General features: G+C 64.0%; 11 protein-coding genes. 4 read left to right on the top strand and 7 right to left on the bottom strand.

The annotated features are described in order from the left end of the window. Positions 1–5: 5 nt before the first annotated feature. Positions 6–1,160 (bottom strand): hypothetical protein, encoded by a 1,155-nt coding sequence (locus tag VGO12_RS26760; RefSeq protein WP_327515752.1) that lies wholly within the window; start codon positions 1,158–1,160, stop codon positions 6–8. 356 nt (positions 1,161–1,516) lie between these two features. Between VGO12_RS26760 and VGO12_RS26755 the strand changes: the two genes are divergently transcribed. Continuing rightward, positions 1,517–2,149, top strand: a complete 633-nt coding sequence (locus tag VGO12_RS26755; protein ID WP_327515751.1) for a PRC-barrel domain-containing protein — start codon at positions 1,517–1,519, stop codon at positions 2,147–2,149. A gap of 334 nt (positions 2,150–2,483) precedes the next feature. Here the strand turns inward: VGO12_RS26755 and VGO12_RS26750 are convergent, their stop codons facing one another. Next, positions 2,484–4,034: a trimethylamine methyltransferase family protein gene (locus VGO12_RS26750; RefSeq protein WP_327515750.1), complete on the bottom strand. Its 1,551-nt coding sequence runs from the start codon at positions 4,032–4,034 to the stop codon at positions 2,484–2,486. Positions 4,035–4,126: 92 nt separating this feature from the next. Here VGO12_RS26750 and VGO12_RS26745 point away from each other — a divergent pair, with 92 nt between their 5' ends. Further along, complete coding sequence (locus VGO12_RS26745; protein ID WP_327515749.1) at positions 4,127–5,071, top strand: LysR substrate-binding domain-containing protein; 945 nt, start codon at positions 4,127–4,129, stop codon at positions 5,069–5,071. 1 nt (position 5,072) lies between these two features. Here the strand turns inward: VGO12_RS26745 and VGO12_RS26740 are convergent, their stop codons facing one another. Together VGO12_RS26740 and VGO12_RS26735 are read right to left on the bottom strand one after the other, a co-directional pair. Further along, positions 5,073–6,419 (bottom strand): putative bifunctional diguanylate cyclase/phosphodiesterase, encoded by a 1,347-nt coding sequence (locus VGO12_RS26740; protein WP_414650786.1) that lies wholly within the window; start codon positions 6,417–6,419, stop codon positions 5,073–5,075. A gap of 269 nt (positions 6,420–6,688) precedes the next feature. Further along, positions 6,689–8,416, bottom strand: a complete 1,728-nt coding sequence (locus VGO12_RS26735) for a response regulator (protein ID WP_327515748.1) — start codon at positions 8,414–8,416, stop codon at positions 6,689–6,691. Between the two features lie 387 nt (positions 8,417–8,803). Between VGO12_RS26735 and mutL the strand changes: the two genes are divergently transcribed. Both mutL and VGO12_RS26725 read left to right on the top strand, forming a co-directional pair. Next, positions 8,804–10,615, top strand: a complete 1,812-nt coding sequence (gene mutL, locus VGO12_RS26730) for a DNA mismatch repair endonuclease MutL (RefSeq protein WP_327515747.1) — start codon at positions 8,804–8,806, stop codon at positions 10,613–10,615. A gap of 94 nt (positions 10,616–10,709) precedes the next feature. Continuing rightward, entirely contained in the window at positions 10,710–10,943 is a 234-nt protein-coding gene (locus VGO12_RS26725) for a DUF2093 domain-containing protein (protein WP_327515746.1), read from the top strand. Positions 10,944–10,999: 56 nt separating this feature from the next. Here VGO12_RS26725 and lpxK read toward each other — a convergent pair whose 3' ends face one another. The 3 genes from lpxK to waaA form a co-directional block, all read right to left on the bottom strand. Beyond that, positions 11,000–12,076, bottom strand: a complete 1,077-nt coding sequence (gene lpxK, locus VGO12_RS26720; protein ID WP_327515745.1) for a tetraacyldisaccharide 4'-kinase — start codon at positions 12,074–12,076, stop codon at positions 11,000–11,002. A 224-nt stretch (positions 12,077–12,300) separates the two neighbouring features. Then, positions 12,301–13,005 carry an HAD family hydrolase gene (locus VGO12_RS26715; RefSeq protein ID WP_327515744.1) on the bottom strand — a complete coding sequence of 235 codons (705 nt, stop codon included), beginning with the start codon at positions 13,003–13,005 and terminating at the stop codon, positions 12,301–12,303. A gap of 22 nt (positions 13,006–13,027) precedes the next feature. Next, on the bottom strand, positions 13,028–14,341 hold the full coding sequence (gene waaA, locus VGO12_RS26710) for a lipid IV(A) 3-deoxy-D-manno-octulosonic acid transferase (protein ID WP_327515743.1): 1,314 nt from the start codon (positions 14,339–14,341) through the stop codon (positions 13,028–13,030). Between the last annotated feature and the right edge of the window lies 1 nt (position 14,342).

The following is a 14,342-nucleotide window of genomic DNA, read 5'->3' as shown; positions in this document are numbered from 1 at the left end:
GACCCTTATGCTGCTTCCGGGCGCCGCTGTTCGACAGTCTCCAATACCCCGCCAAGTGGCGGGGTATTTTCGTCTTGGGCCACGGCAGGTTCAACGAGGACCTTGCGAGCGGGCGAACGCAGCCGCGACCAAGTCTCGAAGCCGTCGATCGCAAGTCCGAGAGCGATAAAGAGCTCCTTGTATTCGGTCGGATCCCACAGGCGCACAAGCTCCGATGCCTTGAGGACGAAGAGTTCCTGGATGCCGACAATCAGGATGGCGCCGACCGTCAACAGCATGAACTCGCGCCAGTGTCCTCTCCTGAGCGCGGAATCTGCAATCACCAGCAGCATGATCACGGTCATCATCACCATCATCTGCGTCGGCAGCATGCTCCAGTTGTCGCTGTTGAAGGCGGCCATCGGGGCGCTGGCCACAAGCACGAGTATACTCGGGGCAAAGGCGGCAAGCCGCCCACGATTGAAGCGCTTGCGCAGATAGAGCCAGAGAAACGGCGCCAGCGTCAGCAGCACGAAGCTGCCGGTGTAATAGAGCAGCTCGGACAAGCCGGTCGAAATGTTGTGCAGGTTCAGCTCCTGCTGCTTGTTGATGGCCATTAGCCCTTCGGGCGTCGCAAAGCCGAAGACGCGCTGCATCCAGGAGATCTCCTCCATTCCGATCACGAAGAAGCCAGCGGCAAAGAGTGCAGCGGCACCCGCGGCGACCCATGCCGAACGCCCCTCGCCGGAACGGGCAGCGCTCAGCTGATGGACGGCGGCGGCGGCAAGGAACCCGCAAGCGACAAAGATCAGCACTGCCGACGTCCATTCGACGAGGCTGTCCTCGCGCGCCATCAGGCTGAAATCGAGAGGATCGGCGACGAAAAGCAACGCCATGGCGATGGCGAGCGCCCAGGCGACGCTACAGATCGAAAGCTCCCGGCGCGACGCCAGGCGAAGCACTGGCGCCCCTAAGCCTGCGACATCACGGGTAAAACCCTGGACGACGGCGAGCGAGAGGCTGAGCGCCACCAAGGCATGCCAGAGATTATAGAATTCGACCTCAGGCGCCCGCTCCGAAAAATAGCGCACGCCAAAGAGGTTGCGCTCGATCAGGACCAAGCCGGCCATGGCGAAAACGGACAGAAGGGAAATGGAGAGAAAGCGCCGCGGCAGAAACATCGTGAACCATCCAGGGACAACAGGATGAAGAAGCACTGCGCTATTTCCTCCCTTCAATAAGTATCGGCAAGAACAATCAAAAATCGATGAACGAACGGAAGTTGATTATAAACTACTAAAACACGATATTGAGAAGCATATAATATACTGAACGAAGCAACGCAGACATTCTTTAGCATTGTCGCGGATTGATGTCGTATTGGGCGCCATTGCGCCTTCGCCGCTGAATTTTCGACTATTTTTTTCGGAACCGTTCCTGCATCCGGGCGTTTGGACAGTATCACCGGTGCGGTGACGCTGGCAGCAACAGCCAGAACCGCGCCTTGATCGACCACGTCAAGGAAAGGCAGTTTGACATGACCAAGAAATTCGCAACGACCGTCGCGGCCGGCGCACTTCTCGCAGGCCTTGCTGTCGCCCCGGTGGCTTTCTCGCAGGATGCGACCAAACCGATGGACCCGCAGACGCAGACGATGCAGCCGGCTCCCGGTAGCGAAGCGCCGGCCGATCAGGCTCAGACCAAGCCGCCGATCAGCGAAGAGGCGCCGACCGATACCGCCGCTGCGAGCGGCACATACCTGACCGAACAGGCCAGCGACCAGATCGCCGCCAGCACCTATATCGGCCAGAGCGTTTATAACGCCGGCGACGAGCGTATCGGCGAGATCAACGACCTGATCATGAAGAAGGATGGCGGTGTGGAAGCCGCGGTGATCGGCGTCGGTGGTTTCCTCGGCCTCGGTGAAAAGAACGTCGCCGTGCCGTTTGACCGCATCGCGATCGCCGAGCAGCCCAATACCGACGATCTGAAGCTGACGACAACGGAGACCGCCGACACGCTGAAGACGGCTCCCGAATTCAAGACGAAGTCGCAGCAGGTGGCCGAGCAGAACGCCGCCCAGCCGGTCGATACGTCGACCACGTCGTCGACCACGACCACTGCACCGGCACAGCCGATGCAGCAGGGTACCGAACAGCCGCAGCAGTAATCTGTGATCAGGCTTTTCAGTACGCCTTCCAGCGAGCGGCGGTGCCCGGCACCGCCGCTTTCGTTATTTGTGCGCGTCGCCGGGCATCCCAAGTTTCGCATTGCGCGACGACATTTGCGCGCTTGGCGGAGTGCGTAGTCCCAATGTCAAAACAATACGCAGGAGCGCAATGCGTCGTAGATCCCCGCATGGATGTTGCGGCTGGAGACGGCATCGCAAATGCGGCCGTCGACATGATCCGGTTCTTGAGCGTCAGACGCTACTGCTGGAGCAGCGGGTCTTCCGACAAGGTCATTTCCTGTTTTCTGGAGCGCGGCGGACCGTGGCCCTATCGTCAGTACCAGGCATCCGCCATGCTCTGCTTGCGCTGCGTGACATAGTCGACCAGAGCCTCGTCGATCGCCACATCCAAAGGCGGCGCTTCGTATTCGGCAAGCGTCTTCTTCCAGGCGCGGTTGGCGCGGGTCGCCATATCGGTCTCGCCTTGCTCGACCCATTTCTCGAAGGGCTCGTTGTCGGAAAGGCCTGAATCCCAGAACGCCGTCTGGTAGTTGCGCATGGTGTGGTCGCAGCCAAGGAAATGGCTGCCGGGACCGACCTGCAGGAACGCATCCATGGCCAGCGTGTTGTCGTCGACGACGACGCCGGCGAGGTAGGAATGCAGCGCACCGCAGAAATCGGTGTCCATGACGAATTTCTCGTAGGACATGGCCAGCAGCCCGTCGACGAAACCGGCCGAGTGCAGGATGAAGTTGGCGCCGCAATGCACCGCCGACAGCATCGACATCGCGCCCTCCTGCATCGCCTGGGCGTCCGGCAGCTTGGAGTTGGAAAAATTGCCGGCGCAGCGCAGCGGCAGGCCGAGCCGACGCGCCAGCTGGCCGACCACCATGCTGCCGATCGCCGGCTCCGGGGTGCCGAAGGTCGGCGAGCCCGACCTGAGCGACATCGACGACAGGAAATTGCCGAAGATGACGGGAGCACCCTTGCGCTCGAGCTGCGTGAGTGCGCAGCCGGCCAGCGTCTCAGCGTAGGATTGGGCGATCGCCCCGGCATTGGTGACCGGCCCCATGGCGCCGCCGAGAATGAAGGGCACGATGACCGCTGCCTGGTTCGCCCGCGCATAGGCGCGCAGCGATTTCGTCATCGTCCCGTCCCAGACCAGCGGCGAGTTGACGTTGACGTTGCCGAGGATGACGCAGTTCTGGTCCACGAAATCGCGGCCGAAGAGGATGCGCGCCATCTCGATCGAATCTTCTGCCCGCTCTTCGGCGGTGATCGAGCCCATGAAGGCACGGTCGGAGTATCTGATATGGCTGTAGACCATGTCGAGGTGGCGCTTGTTGACGGGCACATCGCACGGCTCGCAGATCGTGCCGCCGGAATGGTGCAGCCACGGGCTCGACTGCGCGAGCTTGATCAGGTTGCGAAAGTCCTCGATCGTACCGTAGCGCCTGCCCTTGTCGAGATCCATGACGAAGGGCGATCCATAGGCCGGCGAGAAGACGACGTTCTTGCCGCCGATCTCGACGTTTCGCGCCGGATTGCGGGCGTGCTGGGTGAACTGCCGTGGCGCGGAGGCCACGATTTCCTTCAGCATCCCGGGCTCGAAGGTCACGCGCAGGCCTTCCACTTTGGCGCCAGCGCGTCGCCAATGATCAAGCGCGACCGTGTCGTCGCGAAACTCGATGCCGACTTCCGAGAGAATGCGGTCGGCGATCGCCTCGATCCGCAGCAGGCTTTCTTCGCCGAGGATGTCATAGGTCGGGATGTTTCTTATGATATAGGGAACGCCGAGGCTGCGGCCCGCTCCGTCGCGCCGGTGCGGCCGTGCGCCACGCGTCCGTCTCGGTGCCGCCTCGCCTGCTGCCAAAGCCGTATCCATCGTCGCGTCCTCCCATCATCTGAGATGATGCTATGAGCGAAAACTATCGCTGTAACGCTGGAAAAATTCGATCCATGCAATAAGCTTGATTTATGGAAAACCTGCGCCGACTGCTTCCTTCCGCCGCAAGCCTCATCGTTTTCGAGGCGGCCGGCCGCCACCAGAACTTCACCCGTGCGGCCAACGAGCTCGGCATGACCCAGGCTGCGGTCTCCTATGCGATCCGCGGCCTTGAGGAGCAGCTGGGCGTCCCGCTGTTCCACCGGGTGCATCGGGCGGTGGAACTGACGGAGGCCGGCGAGAAATTCCATGCCGACGTGTCGGTCGGTCTCTCGCGCATTCAGAAGTCGGCCGAGGACATTCGTGCCAAGGGCCGAGAGACCAACGTGACGCTTGCCGCGTCCACCGCCTTTGCCTCGATGTGGATGCTGCCGCGCCTCAACCGCATGCGCGAGGACCTGCCGGAGATCGATCTCAGAATCCAGACCAGCGTGCGCGATCTCGATCTGGAGGATGAGCCGATCCCGCTCGGCATCCGTGGCGGCGACCCCGGCCATTGGCCGCGCTACCACGCCGCCCTCCTCGCCGACGAGGTCGTCAATGCGGTCGCCACCCCCGCCTATATCGACGAACACGGACTGCCGAAAACGGCGGCGGATCTGCTTGGGCACAATCTCATTCACCTCGAGGAACCGGTCCGGCGCGCCTGCGACTGGACGGAATGGTTTGCGAGCGCCGGCCTTGCCTATCCGAAACAGGCGCGGCGGCTCTCGATCAACGACTACGTGCTGGTGATCCAGGCGGTGCTGTCAGGCGAAGGGGTGGCGCTTGGATGGGAGCATCTGATCCAGAGGCAGATCGGCTCCGGCACACTGGTGCCGGTCGGTGGACACGTGCTGAAGACCGGCCTTGCCTTCTACGTCGTCTGGCCGCGCTCGCGCGAACTCAACGCGCAGGCGAAGCGGGTTCGGGACTGGCTGGTGGAGGAAGGCAAGTGCGACCGTGCGGTCCTGTCAGGCGGGGCAGCCTTGGCGTGAATCACGCCTGCCCCGGCAGGTCGCGATAACGATCGGCAAGGTAGCGCATCGTCGCCACGGCGTCGGCGGGCTTGCCATAGAAATAGCCCTGCCCCATGCCGCATCCGAGCGCCTTCAGTTTCAACGCTTCGGAGAAATCCTCGATGCCTTCGGCAACGACTTCCAGCTCCAGCCCCTCGCACATCGAGACGATCGCCTTGATGATGTGCTCTGAGGCGCGGTCGGCGGAGATGCGCGAGACGAAGGCCCTGTCGATCTTGACCTTGTCGAAGGAGAAATCCCTGAGCCGGCCAAGGCTCGACTGGCCGGTGCCGAAATCGTCGAGCGAGACGCGGACGCCGGCTGCGCGCAGCTCCGAAACGATCTTCTGGGCAATGTCGGCATCGGCCATCACGGCCGTTTCCGTGATCTCGAGTTCGAGCCGTCGCGGGTCAAGACCGATCTGGCCGATAATCGACAGAAGGCGCCGGCTGGTGGCCGGATCCATCAGTTGCGCCGAAGACAGGTTGAAGGAAAGGAAGAGCTCCTTCGGCCAGGACAACGCCGCATGGGCTGCCTTGCGCAGCAGGACATCGGCGAGCTGTTCGATGAAGCCGCGCTCCTCGGCCAGCGGCACGAAGACCGCCGGAGAAACGTAGCCAAGGTCCGCGTCGCACCAGCGCGCCAGCGCCTCGAAGCCGACAACCGCGTCGTTGCGCAGGTCGACGATCGGCTGGAAATGCACGTCGACTTCGTTGGCGATGATGGCGTTGCGCAGCGCCTGTTCCAGCTGCGTGGCGCGCTTCATCTCCTGGGCGATTTCCTGCGAATAGACGGTAACCTGCCCGCGACCGCGGCGCTTGGAGCGATAAAGCGCGGTGTCGGCGCTTTTCAAGAGATCGTCGAAAACCTCGCCCGCAAACGGATAGACGGCAAAGCCGAAGGAGGCGGAAAGGCGAACGTGGCGGTCGCCGAGGTCGAAGGGGGCCGACAGCACCTCCTTCAGCATCTGTCCGATCTTTTCCGCACCCTTGCGCTCGAAGATAAGCGGCAGGACAAAGGCGAACTGGTCGTTTTCGGTCCGGGTGATCGTCGCGCCCTCGGGCGCGCAGGCCTGCAGCCGATAGGCCACCTGGCAAAGGATCTCGTCGCCGGCCGCCGGCCCGAACAGATCGTTGATCGGCTTGAATCCGTCGATATTGGCAAGGCCGATGGTAAAGGGAGCCGGATCGCTGGCGCGTTCCTGGGCAAGGTCAATGACGCTCTGGCGCAGGCAGATGGCATTGCCGAGCCCCGTCAGCGGGTCGATGTCGGCCCTCACGGCCGGCATCTCAAGGCCGATACGGCGATGCGGCATCTCCGCGATCATCATCGCCACCCTCCACCCGTTTGCGGCAGCGTCTGAAAGAACGGCTCCGTCATCCGCGCAAGCCCGCGCCAAGACGCAAACCGGTGGTGTCGTTCCGACACGGCCGGGGCTTGGGCGACGAGGTGGGCGCGATGCATACGGATGAGGCTCTACACTTTAGCGGCAATTCGGAGCAGACGATCGCAATCGGCGGTTAACAATCCGATATCGCCCCGCACCAATATTTGCCATTAGCCTCCCCAATTCTAGCGAGTTGACACGTCTTTCACTCAACCTGCCGTTCGTATCGCCTTCACCGGCATGTATTTTCTCAGAACCGCCTCGATCATATCAGGGCTCACCGGCTTCATGATGTGGTCGTCCATGCCCGACGTCTTGCATTGGTGCAGATCGATATCGAGCGCCTGGGCGGTCACCCCGACAATCGGCGTTTTCTGGCCGCGCGCCTTCTCGGCGGCGCGAATGGCGACGGTGGCGTCGAACCCGTTCATGACGGGCATCGACACGTCCATCAGAACGAGCGCGGGTTGCAGCTCGTGCCAGAGTTCGACCGCCTCGCGTCCGTTGGCGGCGATCCGGTGCGAAACCCCGAGCCCCTCGAGGATCTGGGTGAACACGAACTGGTTGATCTGGTTGTCCTCGGCGACGAGCACGTCGACCTGGGACGCCGGCGGTGGCGCGGCGATTTCCTCGGCCTCGAAGGACAGCGACCATTCCGGCTGCGGCTGCCCCGACGGCATCGACGCGCGCTCGGAGCAGACGCGAAACACCTCGGCAAGCACGGCGGCACCGTCCTGTCCGGAAGACACCGCAAGAACCGGGCAGTCCCGCCAGGCGGTGGTGATCGCCTGCCGCTCCGGGAAGGCCGTATCGAGCAGGAGAATATCGAGCTTCAGCCCGGCCTGCTCGATGGCCAAGCCGAAGGCGCCGAGCTCATCGGCGTCGCGCACGGCGCAGGCGTCGTGGCCGGAGCCGCGAAGGCGTGCGACAAGGCGTTCTTCCATCGCCCGGTCATCCGTCGCGAGCAGCACCCGCAGCCCGCGCGCAGGCAGCGTCTCGATCATCGATCCGGCCTCGACGAGCTGCTGGACGTTCAGGGCCCGGAACGGATCGTAGAAATTCTGTGCCGCTGCGAAGATGCTGTAGTCGCTGATCTGCAGTCCGGCTTCGACCGGCGCCCCATCGCTGCCCTGATACCAGACGGCGATGTCTGTCACGTCATTCATGCAGGTGACGACGAAATGGCGGCCGGGCATGCCGACGCGGTACTTGCGCGTCAACACCCAGAGATCGCTGCCGTCGGCCCGCACGATGTGCTCGGCCTGCGAATGCGGCTTGCCGGTCTCCAGCACCATCCGGTCCGACTGTTCGAAGCGCTCCGCCAGGTCGCTTTCGACCAGGTCCCAGGCCGAGCGACCGAGAATGCCGTCCTGCGGCAGGTCGTGGATCAGGCAGAAGGCCTTGTTGACGGCGATGTAGTTTAGGTTGCGGTCCTTGACGCAGATGGGATTGGGCTGGGCGTCGAGGATTTCCTCGGTGAGCTCCACTCGCTCGAGGTCCGTCTGCAGCTGTTCGTCGCGCTTTTTCTGGTCGGAGACGTCGCTGATCGACAGGATGCCCATGCCGCTCGACAGGCGGCGCTTGCGCATGGAGACCCAGCGCGTGCGGCCGGCGCGCTCGACGCTCTCGTAGCGCTCGCGCCAGTGCAGCGCCATATGCTCGGCGATCCAGTCCTCGCGGTTGGTGCGCCGGCGGCTGCTTTCGGGAACCGTGCCTGGACGCACGCCGGTATCGTAGACGGCGCCGAGAAAATCCCTGAGCCGGGCGCCGGGCATCAGCGCTTCCGGCGGAACCGGAAAATACTGCAGCATCGTGCGGCTGGCGAAAAGAATGACATCGTCCCGACTGCAGACAAGCACAGCGATGCCGAGCGCATCGCAGCTCGACTCAAGAATGACCCTGTTGATGTCCGCGCCGTTTGGCGCCCCATCGTTCATTGCGCTGTCCTCACTCGCCTACCGCAGGTTCGCTTCAATCGTCTCCGATTTGAGGATGAAACATGCAGCCAATCAGAGTGCTACAAGCCCAGGTTTCGCATCGGCTAGGACACGCGGGCGTAGCGGCGGTTTCATTTCGGGACATGCTGGGATGGCCTTGGCGGCCGTCTCTTCGAGCGCTGGGAGTACGGCGTCCAGCTACGCCGCAAAGCTCAAAAGACAAAACCCGTGATCATTCAGGTTGTTGTGGAAAATCGCAGCAGAGTGTTAAGGGGCCATTAAACCCTCGGCGCATTTTTCTGGTCTCCCTGAAGCGCGACGCGGGAGACAGGGGACGAGCCGTCATGCCCCCTTCCGTTTCTCAGCCGAATCCCGGAAAATGCGGCCATGGCCATCAAGCAGCTTTCAGAGACCCTCATCAACCAGATCGCCGCCGGCGAAGTGATCGAACGCCCGGCCAGTGCCGCCAAGGAACTGATCGAGAATGCGCTCGATGCCGGCGCGACCCGCATCGAGATCGCGACGGCTGGCGGCGGCAAGACGCTGCTGCGCGTCACCGACAACGGCTCGGGCATGACGCCGACCGATCTTGAGCTGGCAGTCCGCCGCCACTGCACCTCGAAGCTCGACAACAGTCTGTTCGACATCCGCACCCTCGGCTTTCGCGGCGAGGCGCTGCCCTCGATCGGCTCGGTCGCCCGCCTTTCGATCACCACCCGGACGGCCGGCGCGAGCGAGGGCGCGATCATTGCCATCGCCGGCGGCAAGACCGACGCTGTCCGCCCTTCGCCCGCCAACACCGGTACCGTCGTCGAGGTCCGCGACCTCTTCTTCGCCACCCCGGCGCGGCTGAAATTCATGAAGACCGAGAAGGCCGAAGCGGCAGCGATCTCCGAGGTCGTGCGCCGCATGGCGATCGCCTTCCCGGCGGTGCGTTTCGTGCTGTCAGGCAGCGACCGCTCGACGCTCGAATTCCCGGCCACCGGCGACGACCGGCTGGCGCGCATGGCGCAGGTGCTCGGCAAGGATTTCCGCGACAATGCGATCGAGATCGACGCGGCGCGGGAGGATGTCGAACTGACCGGCTTTGCCGGGGTGCCGACCTACAATCGCGGCAACTCGCTGCAGCAGTACATCTTCGTCAACGGCCGTCCGGTGCAGGACAAGATGCTGCTGTCGGCGATCCGCGCCGCCTATTCCGAGACGATCCCGAGCGGCCGATACCCGGTGGCGGTGCTGTCGATCACGCTCGATCCGACGCTCGTCGACGTCAACGTGCATCCGGCAAAGTCCGACGTTCGCTTTCGCGATCCCGGCCTTATCCGCGGGCTGATCATCGGCGCGATCCGTCAAGCCCTGACGCGGGAGGGCGACCGGGCCGCGACCACAGGCGCGCGCGGCATGATGCAGGCCTTCCGCTCGGGCGATTACCGCCCGCAGCCCTGGAGCGCCGAGACGTCCCCGTCCCGGCCGGCACAGTTCGACAGCATGCTTCGCACGCTTGCGGAACCGCCGCAGGCAAGCTTTGCCGCCTTCTCGGCCCCTTCGGCGCGCATCGCCACCCCGTTCGAGCGGGCGGCGCCGGCAGCCGAGGCACCGGAAGCACCGCAGCCTCAGACCTTCCCGCTCGGCGCCGTCCGCGCCCAGCTGCATGAAAACTACATCGTCGCCCAGACCAATGACGGCCTCGTCATCGTCGACCAGCACGCCGCCCACGAGCGGCTGGTGTTCGAGGCGATGCGCACGGCGCTGCATTCGCGGCCGGTCGCCGCCCAGGCGCTGCTGATCCCGGAAATCGTCGACCTTCCCGAAGACGATTGCGACCGGCTGATGGCGCATGCCGACGAATTTTCCCGCCTTGGCCTCGCCATCGAGCGCTTCGGCCCCGGTGCGATTGCCGTGCGCGAGACGCCGGCGATGCTCGGTGAAATGGATGCCGTCGGGCTGGTGCGCCAGCTTGCCGACGAGCTTGCCGAATGGGATACGGCAAGCGGGCTGACGAGCCGTCTCGAGTATCTGGCAGCGACCATGGCCTGCCACGGATCAGTCCGTTCCGGGCGGCGCATGCGCACGGAGGAAATGAATGCGCTGCTCCGGCAGATGGAGGCGACCCCCGGCTCAGGCCAGTGCAACCATGGACGGCCGACCTATATCGAGCTCAAGCTTTCCGACATCGAGCGGCTGTTCGGCAGGAGCTGATCGGGCCGACGCCGCGAAATGCGACTGGCATTTTGCCCAGTCGCGAGCTAGACCAGAGAGACACGCAAAAGAAAGACGGAAAAAGGCGCCAAGCATGATGAACCGGTTTGAAGGAAGCACCTCGCGCGAAGCGAAGATCCGTTACCTCGACGGCGACTTCCAGATCGTGCTTGCCGGCTCGCATGTGATCTGCGCGATGACCGGCAAGGTCATCCCCGTCGATGAATTGCGCTACTGGAGCGTCGCCCGGCAGGAGGCCTATGTCGATGCCGAAGCCTCGCTCGAAGCGGAAAAACGCGCAGGCGCGCTTCCGAACCAGCGCCGCTAGAACACCTCCAGCAAAAGTGTCCAACGGTGTTCCGTCCGGGATTGCGCAATAGGCGCTCAGCCCGGCTTCTTTTCTTCACGGCCGATACGCGCCCTAGTGTCTGCGCCTTCGCGCAGCTTCCGCACGCGTGCAGCCGCCAGTGCCGTCTCGATGATCTTCAGGGGTGCCGAGGGGTCATCGAAGCGCACGTCGATCTCGATGACCTTGCTCGCCGATGCGAGCTCGGCTGACCGCCCGTGACCCGGTTCCAGCCGCACCATGTCCTTGGCGGTGGTGACAAGTGTCGCGCCGAGGGCTTTCGCGCTGTCGAGCAGATCACCGATCTCGTCGTCGGAAAAATGGTGGTGATCGGCAAAGCTGCGGGTTTCCGCGATCTCAGCGCCGGTCTCGCGCACGGTGCGATAGAACTTTTCCGGGTCGGCGATGCCGGCCCAGGCGAGCACCTTGACGCCAGCGAGCGATCCGTCGTCGAGCTTTACGACATCCGCCTCGTAGATCTGCTTGCCGGCGCGCGCCGCCCGGCGGATCAGCGGGTCGGCCTCGGTACCGCCGCCGATTTTCAACAGGGCTGTTGCATGGCGGAGCTGGGTTTGAAGCGGCGCGCGCACCGGGCCTGCCGGCACCAGATATCCGTTGCCGATGCCACGGCGGGAATCGATCACCAGAAGAGCGAAATCGAAGGCGAGCCGCGCGCTCTGGAAACCGTCGTCCATGATGATGATGTCGACGCCTTCCTTGACCAGGCGGCGGGCGCCGTCGACGCGGCGGCGGCACACCACGGTCAGCGCCTCGCGCGCAAGAAGCAGCGGCTCGTCACCGACATCGCGGGCGCGATGGTGCTCGATGTCCACGACCGTCGTCACGTCGAGCGAACCGCCATATCCGCGGCTGAGGAAGCCGGGTTTCAGCCCCTTCTTGGTGATGGCGCGGGCAAGGGCGATGGCCGTCGGCGTCTTGCCGGCGCCGCCGACCGTGAAATTGCCGATGCAGATGACCGGAACGGGAACCGATGCGCGCCGGCTGCGGTCCATGCGCATGCCGGCGATACGTCCATAAAGCAATGAAAACGGCCACAGGGCGCGGGCGCGCCAATCCGCCTTGGTCCACCAGAATGGCGGCGCTTCCGAAACCATCTTCGTTCCCTGGCCTCCCGGCCGCTGATGTCCTTCCTCAAGGGACGGACGGTTGCTGAGGGCCGCCGGACCGGATCCGGCAGCTGCCACAAAAAACGGCAGAACACGAAAAAACGCAAGCTATCGAAGCCGATAGGCTGCGCTGTGAGCACAGAACCCGACAAATGCCGACACGAGACGGAAGGCGGTGGTGCGCAGCGCGCCCATTCCTGCCCGGTTGTGCCCTAAAGGACGGCCTCAAGCTCGGTGATGTCGGCGAGGCAATGGTCGGAGGCGGCGGCCAGCGACTGGCGCGAACCGGTTCCCGTCAGCACAGCGACCGTCATGCCGACGCCGGCGCTGCGGCCCATGTGCATGTCGTGATTGTTGTCGCCGACGACGACGACCTGGCGCGGATCAAGGCCGGTCGCGGCACAGAACCCGAGCACCATGCCCGGCTCCGGCTTGACGCCGTAGCCGCTGTCATAGCCCGCAACGTAGTGCAGGTAGCCGTCGAAGCCGAAACGCCTGGCCGTCTCGCGGATCGATCTTTCATTGTCGCTGGAGGCAACGCCGAGGCGATAGCCCTTGGCGTGCAGGCCGGCGAAGAAAGCGCCGAGATCGGTGACCGGCACCGCATATTCGGCCGAGCGCGCAAACAGCCCATCAAGCAGCGTCGTCAGCTCTGCGACGGTGAACGGTGCGCCGGCGGCGACGAAACCGGTTGCGATCTCGACGGTATTGCCGGCGGCAAGCAGGCTGTCGGGCAGCACGTGACCGGTGTCGGCATCCATGCCACCAGCCTTCAGCAGCGTGCGCGCCAAGGCCTCGTCGCCCTTGGCCGCGATCCGCGCCAGCTCGTAGTTCACCGGCACCCAGCTCTTGGCGTAATCGAGCAAGGTTCCGTCCTTGTCGAAAAGGATACCGGCAATGGCGTTCGATGCGGTCATGGCAGGGCTCGTCTCGTCGAAGTCAGTTTTCGGAAGGCGGGTTGAGGCGCGCCTTGACAATCAGCGGATTGATGTAGGGCTCAAGCCCCTTCATCGTCGCCGAGAGGGCGCCGCGCATCTCTTGCACGGTTTCAAGGCCGGCATCGATCATCGAGCGACGCATGTCGTCGTTGGCGAGCAGATAATTGACGCCCTTGGCCAGCATCTCGACATCGCGCACGATTTTGGCGCTGCCGTTCTTGGCGAGCGTCTGGTAGGTCTCGCGGAAATTCTGGACATTGCCGCCCGACAGCACCGCGCAGCCGAGCATGGCCGGCTCGAGCGGGTTCTGGCCGCCTTCGGCAAACAGCGAGCGGCCGACAAAGGCGACTTCGGTCAGCCGGAGATACAGCCCCATCTCGCCGATCGTATCGCCGAGGAAGATATCGACGTCGGGCGTCAGCGGGTCGCGCCGCGTGCGGCGTGCGACCTTCAGCCCCTTGGCAGTCAGCGCCGCTTCGATCGCGTCGCTGCGATCCGGATGGCGCGGCACGATGATCGTCAGAAGACCCGTCCGCTCCTTCAGCGCCCGATGCACGACGCCGGCCGCATTCTCCTCGCCGTCGAAGGTCGAGATCGCGGCCCAGGTCTTGCGCGCGCCGATCTGCTGCCGGTACTCCTTGAGCACCTGCGGATCGTAGGGCGGAGCGTCGGTATCAACCTTGAGGTTGCCCGAGACCATCACCGGCAATGCACCGAGCGTGCGGAAGCGCTCCGCATCGACATCCGACTGGGCAATCACCAGTGCCAGGTTTTCAAACAGCGCATCGGCAAGCGCAGGCCGGCGCTTCCAGCGGGCGAAGGTCCTGTCGGACAGCCGGCCGTTGACGAGAACCTGCGGAATGTGGCGGCGGCCGAGTTCGAGAATGGTCATCGGCCAGATTTCGGACTCGGCGATGATCGCGAGATCTGGCTCCCAATAGCTTAAGAACCGGCTGACGGCCGGCTTGAAGTCAAGCGGGACATACTGATGGATCACCGACGTGCCGAGACGCTCGCCGACCACCCGCGCCGATGTCATCGTGCCCGTGGTCAGGACCACGTGGATGCCACGGCGGCGGATTTCCTTGATCAGCGGGATGACCGCATTGGTCTCGCCGACGCTTGCGGCGTGGAACCAGACGAGCGGTCCCTGGGGTCGCGGTGCGCTGGCATGGCCATAGCGCTCGCGCCGGCGGGCGGGATCCTCCTTGCCCTTCGCGGCGCGAATGGCAAGGTAGGACCAGACCAATGGGTAGATTGCCGAGCCGATCCAGCGATAGCTGGAAAGCGCAAGGCGGGCGCGAAAGCTGCTCATG

This window comes from Ensifer sp., assembly GCF_035999135.1.
GTDB lineage: Bacteria > Pseudomonadota > Alphaproteobacteria > Rhizobiales > Rhizobiaceae > Ensifer.
This window is presented reverse-complemented; position numbering and strand designations above follow the sequence as displayed.

Bases quoted from the DNA above. Each gene is read 5' to 3' on its own strand.
- VGO12_RS26760 (WP_327515752.1), bottom strand. From the start codon at position 1,160: ATGTTTCTGCCGCGGCGCTTTCTCTCCATTTCCCTTCTGTCCGTTTTC.
- mutL (WP_327515747.1), top strand. From the start codon at position 8,804: ATGGCCATCAAGCAGCTTTCAGAGACCCTCATCAACCAGATCGCCGCC.
- lpxK (WP_327515745.1), bottom strand. From the start codon at position 12,076: ATGGTTTCGGAAGCGCCGCCATTCTGGTGGACCAAGGCGGATTGGCGC.
- waaA (WP_327515743.1), bottom strand. From the start codon at position 14,341: ATGAGCAGCTTTCGCGCCCGCCTTGCGCTTTCCAGCTATCGCTGGATC.
- VGO12_RS26740 (WP_414650786.1), bottom strand. From the start codon at position 6,419: ATGATCGCGGAGATGCCGCATCGCCGTATCGGCCTTGAGATGCCGGCC.
- VGO12_RS26745 (WP_327515749.1), top strand. From the start codon at position 4,127: ATGGAAAACCTGCGCCGACTGCTTCCTTCCGCCGCAAGCCTCATCGTT.
- VGO12_RS26735 (WP_327515748.1), bottom strand. From the start codon at position 8,416: ATGAACGATGGGGCGCCAAACGGCGCGGACATCAACAGGGTCATTCTT.
- VGO12_RS26715 (WP_327515744.1), bottom strand. From the start codon at position 13,005: ATGACCGCATCGAACGCCATTGCCGGTATCCTTTTCGACAAGGACGGA.
- VGO12_RS26725 (WP_327515746.1), top strand. From the start codon at position 10,710: ATGATGAACCGGTTTGAAGGAAGCACCTCGCGCGAAGCGAAGATCCGT.
- VGO12_RS26750 (WP_327515750.1), bottom strand. From the start codon at position 4,034: ATGGATACGGCTTTGGCAGCAGGCGAGGCGGCACCGAGACGGACGCGT.
- VGO12_RS26755 (WP_327515751.1), top strand. From the start codon at position 1,517: ATGACCAAGAAATTCGCAACGACCGTCGCGGCCGGCGCACTTCTCGCA.